The sequence below is a fragment of the Ilumatobacter sp. genome (assembly GCF_041688325.1).
Classification (GTDB): Bacteria; Actinomycetota; Acidimicrobiia; order Acidimicrobiales; family Ilumatobacteraceae; genus Ilumatobacter_A.
Genome location: NZ_JBDNIJ010000187.1, coordinates 1 through 17576 on the forward strand (window position 1 = coordinate 1; position 17576 = coordinate 17576).

At 63.8% G+C, this 17576-nt stretch carries 15 protein-coding genes; 7 read left to right on the forward strand and 8 right to left on the reverse strand.

Annotation, left to right across the window (positions count from 1 at the left end; translation table 11 throughout):
• Positions 1–202 precede the first annotated feature (202 nt).
• Complete coding sequence (locus ACH2EI_RS11480; protein WP_395160102.1) at positions 203–1306, reverse strand: trans-sulfuration enzyme family protein; 1104 nt, start codon at positions 1304–1306, stop codon at positions 203–205.
• Between the two features lie 105 nt (positions 1307–1411).
• Here ACH2EI_RS11480 and ACH2EI_RS11485 point away from each other — a divergent pair, with 105 nt between their 5' ends.
• Complete coding sequence (locus tag ACH2EI_RS11485) at positions 1412–1840, forward strand: hypothetical protein (RefSeq protein WP_395152422.1); 429 nt, start codon at positions 1412–1414, stop codon at positions 1838–1840.
• A gap of 112 nt (positions 1841–1952) precedes the next feature.
• The gene (locus tag ACH2EI_RS11490) at positions 1953–3383 is read left to right on the forward strand and encodes a DUF222 domain-containing protein (RefSeq protein ID WP_395160104.1); all 1431 of its coding nucleotides are present in this window, start codon (positions 1953–1955) and stop codon (positions 3381–3383) included.
• 193 nt (positions 3384–3576) lie between these two features.
• Here ACH2EI_RS11490 and ACH2EI_RS11495 read toward each other — a convergent pair whose 3' ends face one another.
• Genes ACH2EI_RS11495 through ACH2EI_RS11505 form a run of 3 tightly spaced genes read right to left on the reverse strand, consistent with a single transcriptional unit; the run spans position 3577 to position 7097 of the window.
• Positions 3577–4878: an amidohydrolase family protein gene (locus ACH2EI_RS11495; RefSeq protein WP_395152436.1), complete on the reverse strand. Its 1302-nt coding sequence runs from the start codon at positions 4876–4878 to the stop codon at positions 3577–3579.
• A gap of 39 nt (positions 4879–4917) precedes the next feature.
• Positions 4918–6489, reverse strand: coding sequence for a nicotinate phosphoribosyltransferase (locus tag ACH2EI_RS11500; RefSeq protein ID WP_395160106.1), 1572 nt, complete (start codon positions 6487–6489; stop codon positions 4918–4920).
• Entirely contained in the window at positions 6486–7097 is a 612-nt protein-coding gene (locus tag ACH2EI_RS11505) for an isochorismatase family protein (RefSeq protein WP_395152426.1), read from the reverse strand. Before ACH2EI_RS11505 ends, ACH2EI_RS11500 begins: the two co-directional genes overlap by 4 nt.
• A gap of 158 nt (positions 7098–7255) precedes the next feature.
• Here ACH2EI_RS11505 and ACH2EI_RS11510 point away from each other — a divergent pair, with 158 nt between their 5' ends.
• Positions 7256–8356: a hypothetical protein gene (locus tag ACH2EI_RS11510; RefSeq protein WP_395152427.1), complete on the forward strand. Its 1101-nt coding sequence runs from the start codon at positions 7256–7258 to the stop codon at positions 8354–8356.
• Positions 8357–8385: 29 nt separating this feature from the next.
• Here the strand turns inward: ACH2EI_RS11510 and ACH2EI_RS11515 are convergent, their stop codons facing one another.
• From ACH2EI_RS11515 to ACH2EI_RS11530, 4 genes are read right to left on the reverse strand one after another with little or no spacing between them, the layout of a single operon-like run.
• Complete coding sequence (locus tag ACH2EI_RS11515) at positions 8386–9132, reverse strand: enoyl-CoA hydratase/isomerase family protein (RefSeq protein WP_395152428.1); 747 nt, start codon at positions 9130–9132, stop codon at positions 8386–8388.
• A 59-nt stretch (positions 9133–9191) separates the two neighbouring features.
• Positions 9192–10346 (reverse strand): NAD(P)/FAD-dependent oxidoreductase, encoded by a 1155-nt coding sequence (locus tag ACH2EI_RS11520; protein ID WP_395160108.1) that lies wholly within the window; start codon positions 10344–10346, stop codon positions 9192–9194.
• 26 nt (positions 10347–10372) lie between these two features.
• Complete coding sequence (locus ACH2EI_RS11525; RefSeq protein WP_395152431.1) at positions 10373–11827, reverse strand: wax ester/triacylglycerol synthase domain-containing protein; 1455 nt, start codon at positions 11825–11827, stop codon at positions 10373–10375.
• 30 nt (positions 11828–11857) lie between these two features.
• Positions 11858–13321 (reverse strand): HAD-IB family hydrolase, encoded by a 1464-nt coding sequence (locus ACH2EI_RS11530; RefSeq protein ID WP_395152432.1) that lies wholly within the window; start codon positions 13319–13321, stop codon positions 11858–11860.
• Between the two features lie 170 nt (positions 13322–13491).
• Between ACH2EI_RS11530 and ACH2EI_RS11535 the strand changes: the two genes are divergently transcribed.
• The 4 genes from ACH2EI_RS11535 to ACH2EI_RS11550 all read left to right on the forward strand — a co-directional run bounded on the left by ACH2EI_RS11535 (position 13492) and on the right by ACH2EI_RS11550 (position 17216).
• Entirely contained in the window at positions 13492–14940 is a 1449-nt protein-coding gene (locus ACH2EI_RS11535; protein WP_395160110.1) for a class I adenylate-forming enzyme family protein, read from the forward strand.
• Complete coding sequence (locus tag ACH2EI_RS11540) at positions 14937–15872, forward strand: lysophospholipid acyltransferase family protein (protein ID WP_395152434.1); 936 nt, start codon at positions 14937–14939, stop codon at positions 15870–15872. Before ACH2EI_RS11535 ends, ACH2EI_RS11540 begins: the two co-directional genes overlap by 4 nt.
• A gap of 64 nt (positions 15873–15936) precedes the next feature.
• Positions 15937–16617, forward strand: a complete 681-nt coding sequence (locus tag ACH2EI_RS11545; protein ID WP_395152435.1) for a response regulator transcription factor — start codon at positions 15937–15939, stop codon at positions 16615–16617.
• A gap of 203 nt (positions 16618–16820) precedes the next feature.
• On the forward strand, positions 16821–17216 hold the full coding sequence (locus ACH2EI_RS11550; protein ID WP_395160112.1) for a hypothetical protein: 396 nt from the start codon (positions 16821–16823) through the stop codon (positions 17214–17216).
• Positions 17217–17576 lie beyond the last annotated feature (360 nt).

Genomic DNA, 17576 nt, shown 5'->3' on the forward strand with positions numbered 1-17576 from the left:
AAGGAGCGCAGCTGCTCGAGTGTCAGGGCAGTCTGGGCAGGCGGTGTTGCGCTGTGCCTGCTGCGCCGACGCGCGACGGGAGCCGGTGCGGTGACACGAATTGCCTCATCCAGACTCACGACCTGAAAGGTAACGCAACCGGAAGTTGTAAAGCAACCCTAACTATATGTAAATGTCGGCTGGGATAGCCGGGAGGGCCGGGTCAGGTTGGGGCGAGGGCCTGCATGAAGTCGGCCCAGAGGTCGTCCACGTGCTCGCAGCCGACGCTCAACCGGATCAACGTCTGGGGGATCCGCTCCTGACCAGGAATCACCGCGCGCCGTTCCATCGTGGTTTCGACGCCACCGAGACTGGTTGCATGGTTGACGAGTTCCATCCGGTTACACACGTCGGTGGCCCGCTCCCCAGCACCAGTTGTCTCAAACGACATCATGGCGCCGTAGCCGGTCATGAACGTTGCGGCCACGGCGTGTGTCGGGTGGCTGGGCAGGCCGGGATACAGCACGCGAGTAATCTCCGGGTGCGCTTCAAGCCGCGTTGCCAATTCCATGGCGTTCTGCTGTGCTCGTTCCATCCGAAGTGCCATGGTGCGCGCCCCCCGGATCGTGAGGAAGGCTTCCATCCCGCCGATCGTCGCCCCGTACAGGAGTCGCCGGTGGCGGAATTCCTCAAGTAGTTCGTCATTGCGCGTGATCAACGCGCCGGCGAGGAGGTCGGAGTGTCCGCCGATGAACTTCGTGGCCGAGTGCATCACGACGTCGGCACCGAGGTCGAGCGGCTGCTGGTTGAGTGATGTCGCAAAGGTGCTGTCGACCGCGACGATCGTGCCGTCGCGACGTGGGGCCGCGCAGATCGTCGGCAGGTCTGCCACCGTCATCAGCGGGTTCTCCGGCGTTTCCAGCCAAACGAGATCGCAGGTCTGGAGTGCGTCGAGCCACGCCGGTGTGTCGGCTTGGTCGAGCCTGAGCACGGTCCACCGACCTTGGGCTTCGCCCTCGTTGACGATGCCGGCAACGCCGTGATACGGGTCGACAGGAACGGCGATTGTCGAGCCGACGGGCAGCCGATGGAGGATCACTGCGGCGGCTGCCATCCCCGATGCAAACGACAGCGCCTTGCCGTTTTCCATGCCGCCGAGGAGTTCTTCGAGTGCATCTGACGTTGGCGTGCCGTCAGATCGGCTGTACAGCCGATCGGCGGGGAGGTAGAAGTTCGAGGCCAGCACAGGCGGCACGTTGAGCGGTTCACCTGGTGTGCGGTTACGCCCGGCAGCGATCAGCCAGGTCTCGGGTGTCCAGTCGTTCATCGCGGCAGGCTACGGCAGCGGCGCCACGGTCAGCTCAGCGCGACGGTTCGGCGCATGCACTCGTGGCGGATTCCGGATGTGCACATTGCGACTATTCTCGATGGCATGACGTGTCGTAGAGGTCTGCGACTGGCTCTGGCCGCTGCCTTTTGTGTCCTGGCTGCGGGATGCTCCGATCAGGATTCGGCGGAGACGGTCAGTGGTCCAGAAAATTCGATCGATGCTCTTCTCCCAACACTCGAACTCGGTGACAACCTCCAAGTAGGTGAGGCGTACGCGCTGGTTGTCGGAACACATTGCGGCGTCCGGGTGATCGGCCTTGTGAACGACAGGCTCTGGATTACCGACGAAGCAACGCAGCTTGGTGATTGGATGCCCGCCGAATGGGCCGCGGCCATCGAAGGCGGGCAAGAGCTGATCGCGCTCGAAGTGGTGATTTCTCAGAGCAACACTCATCTGATCGCGACGGCCGAGCGAGTGTCGGTGAAGTACCGACCCGTCGCAGAAGATGACGAGGTGCCTGACTGCATGTAGCGCTCCCGCGGCGCCGTCCGGAACGTCCACCGACTCTGTTTATCGATTTTGAATTCTTATCCAAACATATGATCTGTGTTGGATATATATTCGAACAGGTGTATACTTAATTATGTCGTCGACCACCGTGTTGGAGTGTGAGGTCAACGACATTGTTGGTGTCCTCAACTCCCAGCATGCGGCGTTGGTCGATCGGGTTGTTGTCCTGTTGGCTGACGGTCGGTTGTGGGCCGGCGAAGGTATGACGTCAATGTCGGCCTGGGTTGCTTGGCGGGCCGGAATGTCGCCCGCAATGGCCCGTTCGATCGTGGCGATCGCTGAACGGGTGGGCGAGCTTCCTGTGTCGATCGAGGCGTTCCGACGCGGTGAACTGTCACTCGATCAGATGGCGACCATTGCCCGAAACGCGCCAGCGTGGACCGACGTGCAATCACGTGACTACGCCATCGTGATGACGGTCACTCAACTCCGCCACGTTCTGCAGAAGTACCCGTTCCCCGTGCTCGACGACGCAGGCCGCGAGATTCCGGATGCTTCTGGATCGGTCGACACTGAGGCCGGATCCGCCGACGCTGAGTCTGGTGATGGCGACCCGGATGCCGACCCGGTCGATGCGCCGGAGAACGAAGCCGTCACCGATACCGAGGCCAATCCGGTGAAGTCATCTGGATCCTCGGAGTCGCCTGTTGAAGAGTTTCTGTCGCTGTGGCAAGACGACGACGGCTCGTTCCGCCTCACCGGTCGCTTGGATGCTGATGCCGGGATGATCGTGCAGGCCGCGCTCGACGAAGCCCGCGACCGACTGTTCCAGCGCGGCGAGTTCGGTGCCGGGCTCGTCGAGGCGCTGTGCGCGATGGCCCACGCCTCGCTCGACTCGGTCACCGACCCGGCACGCCGGTCACGGTTTCGAGTCAACCTGTTCATCAACACCGACCGCGACGACCGGGGCGACGACCGCGCCATGGCCGACGCCACCGGCTGGAACGTCCCTGACGCAATCCGCCGCTACATCACCTGTGACGGCACGGTCACACCGGTGTTTGTCGAGGGCGGCCTCCCGGTGTCGGTCGGTCGCGCCCAGTACGTCGTACCAGCCCGCACCCGCACCGTGATCGAGCATCGCGACCACGGGGTCTGTCGGGTTCCTGGTTGCGATGCCACACTCGGTCTTGAAGTGCACCACCTGATCCACTGGGAACACGGCGGCCGAACCGACACTGACAACCTTCTGTTGGTGTGCGGGAAACATCATCGAATGCACCACCGAGGCCGACTCGACATCACCGGTGACGCCGACCAACCCGACGGCCTCGAATTCCGCAACCAACACGGCCGGGTGATCAAACCCTCAGGTGCGGCACCCAACCTGCCAACCGGGCCACCAACAAAACCGGCAGCTATGTATGCGCACCCCGATGGCGGCCGAATGGACACCGGACAGATCTACTTCAACCCACCCCGCACCTACTACGACGACCTCCGCCAACGCATGCGGACCGACCGCGACTACCTCGCCAAAATCCAACCGCCCGGCCTGCGCTGACCGACGCGCAATCATCCCGTGACGCCGAGTTGGGTCCGAATGAGAAGCAGCACAATGCCGTTGCTCTTTCCCTTTCTTCATGTCGTTGGGCCTGAGGTCTGAGTTTCGTTCGAGGCCAAGGAAGCATGAACCCAAGTTGGCCTTCGCCAACGAGCGGCGAGGCCTGACGCGGGGATCGGGCGAAAGACGGACCTCAGGAACGGGAGCCGGCGACGCGGCGGCCGGCGACCCACACGTCGGTGATGTCGGCCGGCGTGGCGAGGCGAACGATCTTCTCGAAGATGCGGGCGTCGTCGTCAAGGCCTGGCCAAGCCTGCAGCGGCGAACCGTTCCGGCGCGTGTCGACAGCGAGTGCGTCGAACGGCCGCCCGACTTCGAGGGCGCCGGTCGGCAGGCCGAGTAACTCGGCGCCGCCCATCGTTGCCATCCAGAACGCCTCGACAATCGAGATCCGCGAGTTGGGCGTGCCGCGTTCGTCGGCAGCCTGCCGCGGGTCGACGCCGTCCTCGAGATACCGCGAAGCAGTGACGGCGTCGGCGCACTGTGGGAGCAAGCCGGGTCGAGCACCACCAGCGACATCTGACCCCAACCCGACACGCACGTCGGCGTCGAGGGCACGGCGCGCCGGGAAGACGGCGTTGCCGAAGTAGGCATTCGACAGTGGGCAGTGAGCGATACCAGCACCCGCACTACGGATGAGCTCGAAGTCGTCGTCGCCGAGATGGTCGCCGTGGGCGAGCACCGTGTGGTCTTTGATCAGTTCGAAACCGACGAGCGCAGCCGTGTCTGATCGCCCAAAGCGCTCGAGCGCTGCACCATGTTCCCAGTCACTTTCGGAGCAGTGCGTCTGGATGATTGTGTTGGTCTCGGCGGCCAGCGCACCGAGGCCAGCGAGCAGTTCGTCGGTGCATGCTGGTGTGAAACGTGGGGTGACGATCGGCTCGACGAGCGGCGAGGCGAGCGCCCGAATTTCCTCAATCGAGCGGCGCGATGCATCGATACCGGCGGCAGCGTCGGCGTCGCGGTACCAGTCGGGCGTGCCGACCGGATGGTCCATGCCGACTCGTCCGACGAACGCACGCTGCCCGAGCGCGACGCAGGTAGCCGCGAGCATGGTCGTTGTTTCAACAGAGACCGTGGCGTAGTAGGCAACAGCCGTGGTGCCGTGCGCGAGCAGCGTCGACACCATGTGCGACCACACCTCGGCTGCAACCGCAGGGTCGGTCAATCGTTGTTCGAGTGGAAAGGTGTGTTGGAACAGCCAGTCTTCGAGCGGCAGGTCGAGCCCCGTGCCGAGCTGCTGCCACTGCGGGGCATGGAGGTGCGTGTCGATCAGGCCCGGAAGAAGAACGATGTCAGGACCGAGTTGGTGGTCGACCGTCTGCGTCGCGGCGCCAACGGACGCCGGGTCGATGGCAGTGATGGTTCCACCATCGTCGACGGTGATGATCACGTCATCGAGGACGGCCAGCCGGTGGCGTTCGGGGGTGTGCATCACCCGGCCGCGGACCGTGATCGAGCGAGGCACTGGCGATTAGACCTGAGCGTCGGCGACGAGCGTTTTGCGCAGCTCGTACAACTTGGTCGTCAGGCTGACGTGATACCGGTGCGGGTTGACCAGACGGCGCACGCCGATGTCCAACCGGTCGACGTCGACGCGGCATCGCTCCGCGAGCTCGTCGATCGTCGGGGGCGACGCGGCATCAATGTCGTTGCCGAACACCGTGTCGTGCAGCAACTCAATATGGGAAATGTCGGCGCGACGAATCAATTGATTGATGCCGTCATGGCTCGGGTGGTGAACGACAGTGACCTCATCTGCGAGTGGCTCCTCGTCAGCGAGTCCGATCAGATCGACAACGGCTGCGCCGCGCTGGTCGTACAGACGCCAGACGGCCTTACGGCCGGGGAGCGGCACCTTGCCGGGGTCTTCGGAAAGCTTGATGGCTGGCGTCCAGGCGCCGTCACGATTCTCGATGCCGACGAGCTTGTAGACGCCGTTCAGCGCGCCTGATCCGTGTGAGGTAATCAGCCGGGTGCCGACGCCGTACACCAGCCGCTTGCTGATGCTGATGGCATCGATGCCGAGCAGCTCGGCATCGTCGGCGATCTGGGTGAGGATCTGCCAAATATTCAGCTCGTCAAGGTCGCTCGACAGCACGATCGACACGTCCGGGTAGCCGGCTGCGTCGAGGAGCTGAGCGACCTGCACCGCGAGGTAGGCAAGGTCACCGGAGTCGAGGCGGACACCGACGGGCTCGTGGCCGGCGGCGCGCAGTTCATCGAAGACGGTGATCGCGTTCGGCACGCCGGACTCGAGCGTGTTGACAGTGTCGACCAGCAAGATGCACTCGTCGGGGGCGGTGGCCGCCATCGCGCGGAACGCGCCGATTTCTCCGTCGCCGAGTGCCATGTACGCCTGGACGAGTGCGTGAGCGTGCGTGCCGATCGGCTGCTTGCCGAGGGCAATTGCTGCTTCGACGTTTGAGGTCGAAACGCAGCCGCCGATCAGCGCGGCGCGAATGCCTTCGTTCACGCCGGTCGACGGCCCACGGCGCATCCCGAACTCAAGGACGCTGCCGCCACGGGCGCTTTGCACGACGCGGGCCGCCTTCGTGGCAATGAGTGTCGGATAGTTGAAGTGGTTGAGGAGCGACGTTTCGAGCAGCTGGCACACAGCGAGCGGCCCAGTCACGGTGACGATCGGGACGTGGGGATGGACGACGCGCCCCTCTGCGATCGACCGGACCTCGACGTCGTTGAAGCGGCCGGGTGTGGCGAGCCAGTCGAGGAACTCAGCACCGAAGACGGGAGTGCCAGTCGGTGCGGTCATGGCTGCAAGTGCTTCGATGTGGGCGTTGGTGATCTCGAGGTCGCTGATCCAGGAAAGGAACGGGTCCAGCCCAGCAAAGACGCAGAAGCCGGCCTGATGGGTGCCGTAATCCGGGGTCGACCTGAAGAAATAGTCGAAGTGGGCGCGCTGCTCGGAGATGCCCTGGGTCACGTAGACCTGGGCCATCGTCAGCTCGTACATGTCGGTGAACAGCGGTCCGCGTGTTGCGGTCCATCGATTCGTGATCGTGGTTGCCAGAGGCTCGTGACTCACGCTGATCCACCGATGACGGTGATGGATGCGTCGGCGAACTCGCCGAGCACCCGAGCGGTGGTCGCGCTATCGGCGTACACCGGCCGCGCTGCGTCCCAGAGGACGGTTGTGTCGAACCCCGCATTCATGGCGCTCAGCGCAGTCGCCGACACGCAGACGTCGGTGGCGATACCGCACACGACGACACGCTCGATGCCGCGCTCCCGCAGCAAGCCGGCGAGACCGGTCGGGATGTCGACGTCACCGCCAGGTTCGCGCATGGAGAACGCCGAGTAGCCGTCCTCGCCGTTGGTGCCCTTACGGATCACTGCACTGGCCCGGGAATCGGGATCGAGGCCGTCGATGAGTTCGGCGCCCCACGTTCCCGCAACGCAGTGCGTCGGCCAGACACCGCCGTCGTCGATGAAGTGTGGTGTCGTGGCCGGGTGCCAGTCCTGTGTGACGACGATGACCGCGCTCGCTTCGGCGGCTGCGTAGATCTCGTTGTTGATCGGCCCCACGAGCTGATCGCCGCCTTCGACGAACAGTGATCCGTCGGGGTGGCCGAAGTCGTTCTGCATGTCCACCACGATCAAAGCGGTCGATCCGTCATACTCAGTTGCGCTCACGTCCCGAGCATACGTTCAGGGCTGCCCACCACCAGCGCCGCTCAACGGGACATTCGCGGTGCTCCTCACCTCGCAGTGGATCAGGCCAGATTTCGTTCGCTGCGATTAGCCATGGCGCGGGCCGCGAGGATGTTGCTTGGACCAGGAGAGTGAACGCTATGACCGAGCCCGATGACACCGACCCTGACGAGATCGTGACCGTTCTGCTGCCGGAGGACGAGTACACGCACACGCCCGATGCTGCCGAGAACTACAACGAGTCGATGTACCTCAATGCCTTCGATCTCGGTCTGGAGGCGGGCGGCTGGTTTCGACTCGGCAACCGGGTCAACGAGGGCCATGCCGAGATGTCGGTCTGCGTTTACCTGCCCGACGGCCGAGTCGGCTTCATGTACGACCGTCCCAAGATCGACAACAACGATGCGATGGACGCTGGTGGCCTGACCATCACGGTGGTGAAGCCGTTCGAGCATCTCACCGTCACCTACGACGGTCGCGTCTGTCTGCTCGACGATCCCAGCGAGATGGCCGATCCACGTGCCGCGTTCCGGAACAACCCGATGGTCACGTGCTCGGTCAGGCTCAACTACCGGGGCGTGTCACCGATGTACGGCGGTAAGCCGCAGTACGCCGACGGCCGCGAGATCGAGACGCTCAACGGGTTCGCCAAAGCGCACTACGAGCAGCACTGTTCGGTCACCGGCACGATCACCGTCGGCGGTGCAGATGGTGCAGATGGTGCAGATGGTGCAGACGGCGTAGATGGTGTCGTCATGGAGATCGACGGCATGGGCTTGCGCGACAAGTCGTGGGGCCCGCGATACTGGCAGGCACTCACCTGGTACCGGTGGCTCCCGATGGTGTTCAACGAAAACTTCGCGATGATGCTTTCGGTCATCGATCGCGGTACTCGTGACGACGGGTCGACCCGCACGCCGGCCGCGAGCGGGATGGTCTTGGTCGGCGACGAATACCACCGAGTCACTGACTGCCGTATCGAGGCTGACTGGAACGAGGCAGGCGAACAGACAGCAATGCGCTGTCGGGTCCAGACCGACCAGCGTGAGTACGAAGTGACCGGCGAGGTGCTCTCAATGATTCCGCTGCGCAGTCGGCGGACCACTCCGGACGGCGACCAGTTGCACACGCGAATCACCGAAGCGATGACACGCTACGAATGCGACGGTCACGTCGGCATCGGTATGAGTGAGTTTCTTGATCAGGTCGTCGACGGCTGGCCGATCGGCGTGCCCAGATAGTTGCGAAAGGGGCCTGACCCCGTGCGTAATTATCGGCCGCCGGCGCGGAGGCGTTCCTGCATGTCGTCGGGGACGCCGTGGGGCAGCGCCCGCTCGTGCAGGAGTGCGTCGACGCGGCTGCGTTGTGCGTGATCGTCGATGAGTTGTTTGACGATGCGGTTCGTGCCTCGGGAGTTGGAGAGCACTTCGGCGGCAAGCGCCGCAACGGTGTCGTCCAACTGACCGTCGGCGACACAACGATCAACGAGCCCTATGGACGCAGCGTCAGTGCCCGAAACACGTCGGCTGGTGAACATCAGTTCTTTTGCCATTGACCGGCCGACGCGTTCGGGAAGCCGCACCGACATGCCCCAGATGGGAACGAGTCCCCATTGGCCGTGTGTGTCGCCAAGCTTGGCCGACTCGCCAGCAATCAACAGATCGCAGCCCAATGCCAACTCGAGGCCGCCGGTGTAGCAGTGGCCGTTGATTCGGGCGATGGTCGGTTGCGGCAGTGCTTCGAGCGCATCGACCGTCTCCGTTTCGAAGTGCCGGCTGGGGGCTTTCTCAGCCGAGGCGATCGAGGCAAGGTCGTGGCCGGCGCAGAATGCGCGACCGGCGCCAGTCAGTACAACGCATCCGACAGAGTCGTCGACCGCGATCGCGTCGATGTGAGCGCGCAGTGCAATGAACGACGCCGGTGACAGGGCATTCAACTTGTCTGGGCGGTTCAGCGTGAGCGTGGCGAGCCCGTCGGCATCGCTTCGCAGCACCAGGTCGTTCACAGATTCGGTCATACGTCGAAGTCTCGCGTCCCGTATCGAACCAGAGCGACCCGGCAGAGCGACCTGGGCGATCAGATTTCTGGAGAACGAGGAGAACGGGCAAGACGGGGAACCAAGTCGGGTGCGCGAAGCCCGACGTCGAGGAGTTCTTGTGGAAGTGGGTTGCCGAGTGTGAGCGCAGCAGTTGCCATTGCCGCGCCGGCCGAGGTGTGGATGCCGTAGCCACCCTGACCGCCACACCAGATGAACGCGTCATCGGTGGGGTCGGGGCCGATGACGAGATCACCGTCTGGGCTGAACGTGCGCAGCCCGGCCCAGCTCTGGCGCACCGACCGGAGGCCGAGTGTGGTGGCCTCGTTGATTCGCTCGATCGCAAGTGCCAGGTCGATCTCTTCGGGCCGCGCGTCGGTCGGCTCGCTCGGGGTTTCGTCGGCGGGTGAAAACATCACGTCACCGTGTTCGCCGCCGAAATAGAAGTCCATGTCGACGTGGGCGACGAAGTGAGGCCCGACGTCGTCGTCGGAGTGAGCGGGGCCAATCCCCATCGTCCGTCGCTTCGGCATGAACCCGATTCGCTCAAGGCCGGCAAGGTCAGCAATCTTGTCGACCCAGGCACCGGCTGCGTTGACGATGACACCGGCCGAGATCGTGCCAGCGGTCGTTGTGACGGTCCATCCGTGGCGTTGGCGGTCGAGGCCGGTGACTCGATGATCGGTGCGAATCTTCCCGCCGCGGGCAACGAGGTCCAAACGGTACGTGGCAACAGTGGCGGCGACGTCGATGTCGAGAGCCTCGTGGTCGAGGCCCCCGGCAATCACCCAGTTGGGTCGCAATGCAGGGCAACGGCGGCGGGCCTCGTCGGCCCCGACCATTTCGAGTTGGCCGCCGGCCTCACCCATGCTGGCAGCGAGCGCCTGGAGGCTCGACTCGCCCGCGGCATCTGCGACGTAGAGCACGCCACGCGGACTGACGAGCGACGTCGGCGATCGCCCGTCGTTGGCAGTGTGGAAGAAATGGGCGCTCGCGGCAGTGAGTCGACGGACGTTCGGCGGCCCGTACGTCGGCAAGTAAATGGCAGCCGAGCGGCCAGTGGAATGGTGAGACGGCGACAACTCCATCTCGACGACAAGCACCGATGCGGAGCGAGCGATCTGGGCGGCCGCCGAGAGGCCTGCAACTCCAGCCCCGATTACGACGACATCGACCGTCTCACTCAGCGGGTTCATGTGTGGGGCTCACTCATCAGTTCGTGTCAGGCGAGCGCTGCGAAGGCGGCGAACGACTCGACGATGTCGTTGCGGAACCCCGCGGGGTCGGTAATTGCAGCCGGGTCGCAGAAAATGCCGATGTCGAAAGCACCGTCGTACGACATCGCAGTGATGTTGGCACCGGTCCCAGCAACCGGCCCCATGGCGATGGTTGCGAGGATCTTCGCGCCCGACACGTAGAGCTCAAACGGAGCGCCACGCAGATTGGATGTGGCGAAGTCGATGCGGCTGGCTGCGGCGCGAGCTGCGCGTGTCACGACCGAGATCGGCAGCAGGTTCGCGATCCCCGAGACTCCGGTGAGGCCGCCGGTCCGCTGGGCTTCTTCTTTGGCGTCGACCAACATTGCGGACACTGCGGCGAGCCGTTGCTGTGGCTTCATTTTACCCGCAGGCAGTTGGACCGGGACCGGGGTGAAGGCGTTGCCACCGGCCTTGCCGTCGGTTCGGGTACTCAGCACGAAGCTTGAGTTGGTGGTCTCGATCGTGCTGTTGTGGCGTTGGTGATAGCGATGCGTTGCTTCGGCGAGCCCGGCGAGGAACACGTCGTTCATCGTGGCGCCGAGCGCCTTGCCGGTGCGCTTGAGGTCATCGATGTCGAGGCGCACCCATTCGAGGTGGCGGCCGCGTGACCGTTCGGTCCACAGTGGCGAGCCCGAGCTCTCATCGTTGGACGATGGGGTGAGTTGGGCGCTGATTGATCGGACGGTGTCGATGGCGGTACCAGCGGTCTCGCCGATCCGGCTCGGGTCGGCCGGCCACAGGGCGACCTCGCCGAGGAGTCGTCGTCCGATTCCGACGTGGCGCCGAACGGCGTGGCTTGCCGAGTTGCTGATCGTCGAGATCACGCCGGTAGCAAGGTTGCCGCCTGACTCCTTTGCTTCGTGTTGGGCAGCGGCCTCGGCGATGGTTGCTGCAAGGTCGATGTCTGGCGGGGCCGGCCCATCACGCGTCGTCTGTTGATACAACTCAGCCATCCGCAACTGCCCGATACCGTCGCTGACCGAGTGGTGGATGATGGCCCACAGTGCGCTGCGGCCTTTGCTGAGCCCGCTGATGATCACGAAGCGCCAGAGGGGCCGGGTACGGTCGAGCGGTTCGCTATAGAGCCGGGCGCAGAGGTCGAGGAGCTGGCGATCGTTGCCCGGTGCCGGCAGAATGACCTCGCGGAGATGCGCGTCGAGATCGAACTCGATGTCGGGTACCCACGCCGGTGTCGACAAGCGCCCGAACCCGGGAACGGCGCGTTGGTAGAGGCGCGGCGTCTTGGCGATGCCGTTGCGCATCTGGCGACGGAACTGCTCCATGTCGATCGCCTGATCGAGGATCATCACCGACCCGCCGCTGGGATTGAGCCACGGGTCTTTCTCGATGTTCCACATGAGCGCCTCGTGTTCGCTCATGCGTTCTGACTGGTCGGTCTCGCGTTCGCGTGTTGCCATAGTGTCTGGTCCGATTCTGCCTGTGTCTGCTCAGCGGGCCGCGGTGTCGGTGCCAGGGCGGCGTTCGGCTTCAGCGGTTGGATCACCGGAGTAGCCGGGCGGGAAGGTGGTCATGAGTTCTTCGGTCGTCGGCTCGTAGGGCTCGCGCGCCTCGGGCGGCAGGAGCGCCGAGATGGCGGTCATGATTCGCGCGGTGTCGGTGTCGGCACTGCGGTACTTGAGGTTGACGGGCGGCCCGACGGTTGCGGTGACGGCGGGTCGGTTGAACGGGCTGAAGTGGGGGAGCTTGCTGCTCCGCGGCCAGACCAGCTCGGTGCCCCACAGCCCGACAGGAATCACCGGGACGCGTGTGTCGGCAGCGAGCTTCGCGGCGCCCCAACGGCCTTTCAGCTCTGGGTCGAAGAAGGCCGGCCCACGCGGAATGGTGCCCTCCGGTGCGAGCATCACGACCTCGCCGCCGCGCAGCGCAGCAGCAGCTGCTTCGAGCGGCTCGTTGGAACCCGAGGCGCGTTCGACGCGTACGCCTCCCATACCGCGCAGTAGCCGGCCGATGATCGGGACGTCGAAGACTTCCTTCTTGCCGAGCCCGCGGACGTTTCGTCCGGCTTTGGCGAACAAGAGACCCATCACCGTTGGATCGAAGTATGAGCGATGGTTGAACACGACGATTGCCGGGCCCTCGGCTGGAATGTTCTCGATTCCGCTGAAGGTGATGGCGGCGCTGGGTGCGACCAACTCGGGCCGCATGAGCGGCCGCGACCACTCTTGCAGCTCGCGTCCGGCGATCTTGATGACGCCGTCGGACACGTCGAGGTGACGGGTCGGCCAACCTTTGATCGCTGCAGTGGCAGCCAAGCGAACGTCAGGGTTAATGGCGACCGGGTGGCCGACGAGGTCGAGGAGTGGGGCATCGAAGTAGCTGTCGCTGTAGGCGTAACTCCGGCCGAGCTGGACATTGTTGGCAGTGGCCCACGCTTCGACAGCGGCGGCCTTGTCGGGGCCCCAGACGAAGGGGCCGTCGAGTTCGCCGGTGTAGGTCGTGCCGTCATGGCGCCACGAGGTGCCGATGACATGGTCGAAGCCGAGCGCTTTGGCGAGTGGCTCGGTGAAGGGCAGCGGCGAGGTCGAAGCCAGGACGAGCAATCGACCCGCCGCGCGGTGTTCCTCGATCAACGGACGGGCGAAGGGCTGCACCAAGTCGACGATTTCGGCCGCAGCGCGGCGACAGGCCTCTGCAACGTCGACCAGTGGCCAACCCGATGAGGCGCGCACAGCGAGTTTCGCCGGCTGCATGAGCAGTCGTGACTCGCCGATCAGGTCGTACGTCGTCTTGATCGCAAACTGGGCGCCTGCCACGATTGGTTCGAGCACCGGATTGCTGGCGATGTTTGCCACGCCGGCTTCGGTGAGGTGACGCATGAAGACCGTCGATGACGAGCCACTGATCAGCGTGCGGTCAAGGTCAAAGATCGCGGCAGTCGTAGGTGAGGCCATGGAACACGATGCCACAACTCGAGCGACACCGACCCTCGCAAGCAGTTCGGTGCGTTCAGCGAAGAAGTGCCAGCCGAGTGATCTGCGTCACACCTCAGATGTCATACTGAGCGCAGATCGGTCATGACTGGATATCGAGAAGCTGTGTGGCAGCTGAGGGTGAGGAACGCGTGAACCTGGCGAATGTGATTGAGGGACATCCTGCTGGTTCGGTTGCGTTGATCGATGGGGATTGCACGTTGACCTACGGCGAGCTGCGGGACGCGGTGGCGCAACGTCGACGCCATCTTCGTCAGCTCGGCGTCGTTGTCGGCAGCGTGGTCACGGTCGCGGCGGGCAACGAAGTGAGCTTCGCGGTCAGCGCACTTGCTGTGCTCGGCTTGGGCGCCATCGTCATGCCGGTCAACCCGTTGAGTCCCCCGCCCGAAGTGCAGCTCCGCATCGACCTCGTGCAGTCCAAGTTGCTGTTGATCGGTGCCGTCGGCGCAGCTCTTCTCGAGCATGACTTCGGGGCCACCTCGATCGACACGACCGTCGCTCTGCCAGAGGGTTTACCCGACGACCTGCCTGACGATCCAGGTGTTGTCGACCAGTCGCCGGGTGCTACAGCGTTCTACATGCTGACCAGTGGGGTGTCTGGCGATCCGAAGGTCGCGGTGCTGACCCATGCGAACCTGGCGTGGATTCATGAGGCACTCGATGGCAATCCCGAGCCGATGTCAGCGGCTGACGTCACGCTCGGCTGCTTACCGTTTGCACACATCTTTGGGCTCAACGTCGTGTTGCTGGCGTCGTTACGTGCCGGATCGAGCATTGTGCTGCAGCGTCGGTTCGATATCGACGAGAGCCTGCGACTGGTGCGCGAACACCGGATCACGATGCTGACCGCTGCGCCGCCGATGTGGCAGCGTTGGGCCAAGGCCGACGGCCCCGACGACAGTCTTGCGACGGTTCGACATGCCGCGTCAGGCGCAGCAGCGTTGCCGCTTGGCGTGTTCGAGGCAGTTCGCGATCGCTACGGCCTCGAGATTGCCCAGGGTTACGGGCTGACTGAAACCTCACCGATCGTCACGCTTGGTCGCGGTCATCCGGTTCGACCGTCGTCGGTGGGCAAGGTGCTCGAGGGTGTCGAAGTCGCCCTTGTCGACGGCAACGGTGTGCCTGTGGACATCGGTGATGAAGGTGAGGTGGTCGTGCGCAGCCCCGGTGTGTTCCAGGGCTACCTCGATGATGCCGAGATGACCGATTCGGTACTCACCGTCGACGGCTGGTTTTGGACGGGTGACGTCGGCATCTTTGATGAGGATGGCTACCTCTACCTCGTTGACCGCATCAAAGACGTCGTCATCGTCTCCGGATTCAACGTGTTCCCCGCCGAGGTCGAGACGGTGTTGATGAGCCATCCGGACGTCACCGGCGCGATCGTCACCGGCACTGCAGACGAGCGAACCGGCGAAATGGTCGTGGCGCACATCGCTGGAACCGTCGACGAAGCCGATCTCCGCGCTCACGTCGAGCGCAACTTGAGTCGACACAAATGTCCACGTGAGTACCACTTCCTCGATGAGCTTCCAATTGCGCCGAACGGCAAGCCGATCCGACGGGCGCTGCGCTCATGAGCAAGCCAGCCGACTTCAACTTCGAGCCTGCACCCGATCTGCCAGGCGCCGACCGTCTGGCCAAGTACTCCCTGGGTGCGATCAGGCAGCTCACCCACCGCATGTGGGACTTCGAAATCGAGGGCCTTGAACACATCCCGCGCACGGGCCCAGCATTGATTGCTCCGAACCACCTGTCGTTTTGTGATTCGGTGTTCGTTCCTGCCGCCCTCCCGCGTCGGATGTGGGCGATTGGCAAAGGCGAGTACATGGACAGCTGGAAGACCAAGCACATCTTCCCTGCTCTGGGCATGATCCCGGTCGATCGAACAGGGGGCGACGCTGCGCAGGTCGCACTCGACACAGCGGCCCGCGTGCTCGATGACGGTCATCTCTTCATGATCTATCCCGAGGGAACTCGCTCGCGCAGCGGCAACCTCCACAAGGGTCGCACGGGCGTTGCTCGTTTGGCAGCAAAGTGCAACGCACCGATCATTCCGGTCGGCCATTCGGGCACGATTGCCGTGCAGCCGCCTGACACAGTTGCAATGAAGCCGTTCAAAAAGGTCACCGTTCGGTTCGGCAAACCGATGTGGGTCCACGAGCACGGCGACCCGTCTGACCCTCGAACGTTGCGGCGGTTCACCGATGCGGTGATGTACGAAATCGCTGAGTTGTCCGGTCAGACATATGTCGACGTGTATGCCGGGGAAACTCCAGCCGAAGCGACAGCCAGCGGTGGGGCACCATCGAAGACGAGCGAGCCTCGCGCCATGCCGCGCCGGCTCAGCGTGGTTGGTGGCACATCCGAGACGCCGGTATCGATCACGTTGCCTCCGACGCGACCGGCACTCCGAACGAGCTCGATTGGGCCGCTGTTGCGCACCAACGGCGGGCCCCCCGCAGCTCTGATTTCGATGCCGCCTGGTCGCACGAAGACGTCTGCCAAGTAAGTCATACGATCGTCTTTGTCGGCAAAGTACTCCCTCGGCACCGCCACTGTGCGAACATCACACCGTGTCCTACCGAGTTCTCGTTGTCGAAGATGCCCCCGAGTATGCGGAGCTCATTACCGCTGCCTTGCGTGCCGAGCGACACGAGGTGATCACCGCGACGACGCTGAGTGACGCTCGGGACCGTATGCGATCGACGCCGCCCGACCTCGTTATTCTTGACCTGACACTTCCCGACGGAGACGGTCTCGACCTCTGCCGAGAGATCCGCCAGGACTCTGACGCGTTCGTGATCTTGCTGACCGGGCGCGACGATGAAGTCGACAAGTTGGTCGGCTTCCGGCTTGGCGCCGACGACTACGTGACCAAGCCGTTCTCGCCCCGAGAGCTGGGAGCTCGAGTTGGGGCGCTCCTTGCCCGCACACGCGGATCGGAGAGCGCTTCGAGATCCGTCAGCCTGCATGTTGGCGATCTCAGAATTGACGCCGAGACGCGATCCGTCACGGTTAAAGGAAACGTCGCCGAGTTGACCAAGATCGAATTCAACCTCCTCAATGCGCTGGCCAAGCGGCCAGGCAGCGTGCTGACCCGGTCACAGCTCCGCATTGCGGTCTGGGGTGACAACTACGTTGGTGACGAGCACGTCGTTGACGTTCACATCGCCAACCTGCGGAAGAAGATCGACACCGGCAAGCCCAGTCATGTCAGGACCGTGCGCGGTATCGGCTACGCGATCCACAGCTGAGCGGCCGCTCGCCTTGACCGGAACCTGCTCTCGAAATGACCCATTCTCTCTCGGCCACGCCAAAGACCAGATCGCGGGTGTGACCCTGACAACGTGGAGATAAGGGGCTCTGATGCCCGCGCAACCCGTCGATGTACCAATCCAGATCAAATCTTAATGTAGGGCTCATTCCCGCTTGAGAAGTGGCGGCGAGGATATGGCGCATGAGCTTCGAGCGGGTCCAGCAGTTGACGGAAAACCCGGTAGCACTGCACCGCGAAATGTCGACGGTCATTCCGGCAGACAAAGAGAACAAACGCTTCGCCCCGACGATTTCGAGTGCTGTGGTGCTCCCGTACACTTCGACCACCGGGAGCAGCGGTCCGCTCCACCAGACCTGGACGTACGCTCAAGCAGTAGTCGCCATCGACCACGCCGACTTGTATCCCAGCGACTTCGAGAAGCAGCCGGAAATCCTTCTGGCACAACGGGAATTGTCAGCCATCGACCCCGATTACCGGCCGTCTAACAACGAAGTTGCCGCCGCCGCTGGCGTCACCTTGGCCCAGGTCATTCGAGTGCTCGCCTCGTCTCGTTACGATCGCCTGAGCTGCAGCTGACCCTGCGGCCTCAGCCCGGCTGACTGCGGCGGTCTTCGTTGCGAGCGGGGCGAACGAAGCGCCCGATGTACTCCTCGTCCTCCAGAACGCCACCGAGATGGTGGGGCTGCCAGGAGCAGGTTATGGTGATGGTTGGGCGGTCCGTTGCCCCGTGCGCTGCTGGCCGAGAATGACCGCATCGCGACGATTTCATTGGTCGTGAGCGCGACAGGTGCCGCGGTCCGCAACACTGGTGGAGTGTCTGAAGATCCCACACACCTGTTGGCCGAAGGCTTCGACCATGCGGCGACGTCGCTGTCGTTGGCCGACGTCCACGGTCGGATCATTCAGGCGAACCAGGAGTTCTGGAAGTTGTTCGGC